General features: G+C 44.2%; 1 pseudogene. It reads left to right on the forward strand.

The features are described 5' to 3' along the window. Positions 1-116 precede the first annotated feature (116 nt). A pseudogene (locus tag IQ229_RS21010) lies at positions 117-2,907 on the forward strand (efflux RND transporter permease subunit). The last annotated feature ends 166 nt before the right edge of the window (positions 2,908-3,073 follow it).

Here is a 3,073-nt window from a genome sequence, read left to right on the forward strand (position 1 = left end):
GAGATGGGGGAGATGAGGGACAATAATAACTCCTAACTCCTAACTCTTGACAAATGACAAATGACAAAAGACAAATGACAAATGACAAATGACAAATGACAAATGACAAATGACAAATGACCTTTAATATCTCCGCCTGGTCGATTAAAAAACCTGTTCCAACAATAGTTTTATTTTTAATTTTGACGGTTGTCGGTTGGTTCTCATTCATATCCTTGGGGATTGATACTAACCCAAATATTGATGTACCAACAGTTTCGATCAAAGTCACCCAACCAGGTGCAGGCCCAGCAGAACTAGAATCCCAAGTGACGAAAAAAATTGAAGATGCCGTCGCGGGGTTGGGCAATATCGATTACATGATTTCCACCGTCAGCGATGGGAATTCTAAGACGACAATCAATTTTGTTTTGGGTACAGATAGCGATCGCGCCACCAACGATGTTCGGAATGCGATCGCTCAAATTCGCCAAGATTTACCCCAAGACATTAACGATCCAATTGTGGAACGCTTAGAATTTTCTGGCGGCCCGGTGATTACTTACGCAGTTAAATCAGATCGGCGTTCTGTAGAAGAGTTAAGCAATCTCGTAGACCAAACTATTAGCCGTGCCTTGTTGGGAGTTCGTGGTGTAGCACAAATTCAGCGCGTGGGTGGTGTTGACCGAGAAATTCGCATTAATCTTAATCCAGACCGCTTACAATCTTTAGCGATTACCGCCACTCAAGTAAACGACCAAATCCGCGCTTTGAACATTAACTTACCTGGCGGACGTGCCGAAGTTGGTGGTAGCGAACAAAGTATCCGTACTTTAGGAAGTGCCGTCAGTGTGGATATTTTGAAAACCTACGAAATAGTCTTACCACAAGGTGGTTCTGTACCTTTATCTAGCCTGGGAACTGTAGAAGATAAATTTGGTGACGTGCGCCAAGCCGCCCGTTTGAATAATCAACCTGTGGTAGCTTTTCAAGTCTTACGTAGTACTGGCAGCGTTTTGGTGACTGTGGAAGAAGGAGTGAAAGCAGCAGTCAAAGAACTGGAAAAAACCCTTCCTCCAGATGTCAAACTGGATTTAATTTTTACTAGAGCCGATATTGTCCGCCAATCTTACCAAAGCACCATTGATGAATTGATTCAAGCTTCGGTGCTGGCGGTCATCGTTATTTTAGTGTTTTTGCGGGACTGGCGAGCAACATTAATTACGGCTGTTGCCTTACCTTTGTCAATAATTCCCACCTTCGCAGTGCAGCAAGCTCTTGGTTACACCCTCAACAACATGACTTTGTTGGCATTAGCGCTGGCGGTGGGCAATTTAGTTGATGATGCCGTTGTCGAAATTGAAAACATGGGATGAAAAGCGTCAAGGCTTTCAACCTTATAGATCGCTTTTACAGTGGGCGTTACGCCATAGATTGACAACAATGGCGATCGCTTTAGCTTTTTTTGTTGCCAGTCTGACGCTGGTTCCTTTAATTCCCAAGGGTTTCGTTGATGATGGTGACTTTGGGATTTCCAACGTATCTATAGAATTACCTCCTGGTTCCACTTTGTCAGACGTTAACAAGGTAGTCACACAAGCGACTGACATCATTCGGCAAAACCCATTAGTTGAACGCGTACTAGCAATAGAAGAGATCAATTCTGCAACGCTTGCCATTAATCTCAAACCCAGAGAAAAACGAAATATTTCCCAAAAACAATTTGAGGAACAAGTACGCCCTTCCTTTGAAGAAATACCGGGAGCTAGAATTAGTTTCCAAAGTCAGTCACCTGGTGACAGTCGCAAAGGTTTATCAATTGTTCTAAGGAGTGAAAATCCCGAAGCATTGAGTCAAGCTGCTGATGCCTTAGAAAAGCAGATGCGATCGCTAGCCGGATTGGTAGAAGTGGCATCTACTGCAAGTTTAGTGAAACCAGAGATTTTGGTAATTCCCAACCCGCAACGGGCAGCAGATTTGGGGGTGACAGTGCAAGCGATCGCTCGGACTGCTTCCCTTGCAACCATCGGCGATAATGAGGCGAACTTAGCGAAATTTAATTTAAGCGATCGCCAAATTCCCATTCGCGTCCAAATCGATCCACAAGCGCGGGCTGACATTAACACAATCACAAATCTGCAAGTCCCCAGTCAAAATGGTAGATTGGTTCCCCTCATCGCAGTGGCAGATATCCGCTTTGGTAGCGGCCCTGCTACCATCAACCGTTACGATCGCGCCCGTCAAGTAGCTGTAGAAGCCAATTTGCAAGGGCTTTCTTTAGGAGAGGCAGTGCAGACAATCAACCAACTACCTGCGATGCAAAACTTACCGCCAGGAGTAGTACAGCAACCATCAGGCAGCGCCAAAATTATGCAAGATATTTTCGGTCGCTTTGGTGGTGCATTGGGGCTGGCATTAATGTGTATCTATGCAATTCTGGTGCTGCTGTATAACAACTTTCTTCATCCATTATCGATTATGGCAGCCTTACCCTTTTGTTTAGGTGGCGCATTAGTAGCGTTGATGGTTGCTCAAAAACCCTTGGGAATATATGCCCTGATTGGGATTGTGTTGCTGTTGGGGATTGTCACCAAAAACTCAATTTTGTTAGTTGACTATACGATCATCAACATGCAAGAAGGCAAAACCCAACGTCAGGCACTCATTGAATCAGGTGTGTCACGTCTGCGCCCGATTTTAATGACTTCTCTGGCAACGATTGCAGGTATTCTACCCTTAGCATTGGGAATTGGCGCGGGTTCTGAAGTTCGCCAACCAATGGGAATTGCGATTATGGGCGGTTTTACAACTTCCACTCTGTTGACACTGGTGGTAGTACCAGTGATATTTAGCTACATTGACAACTTCCAAACTTGGATTATGGATACATTGCGTTATGGCTTTGGTAAGAAACCATCGCGTTCATAATGCCCAATCAATTTTAGATTTTATAGTGCTTCTCGGCTGAGTTCAATACAAACCTAACAATAACAGCCCCAACCCATCTAGGTTTAAGCGTAATACCAATTTGAAAAAAGAATGCGACAAATAGACCATTTGTAGAAACGCGATTCATCACGTCTTTACCCAAGGA

This window comes from Nostoc cf. edaphicum LEGE 07299 (assembly GCF_015207245.1).
GTDB classification, from domain to species: Bacteria; Cyanobacteriota; Cyanobacteriia; order Cyanobacteriales; family Nostocaceae; genus Nostoc; species Nostoc edaphicum_B.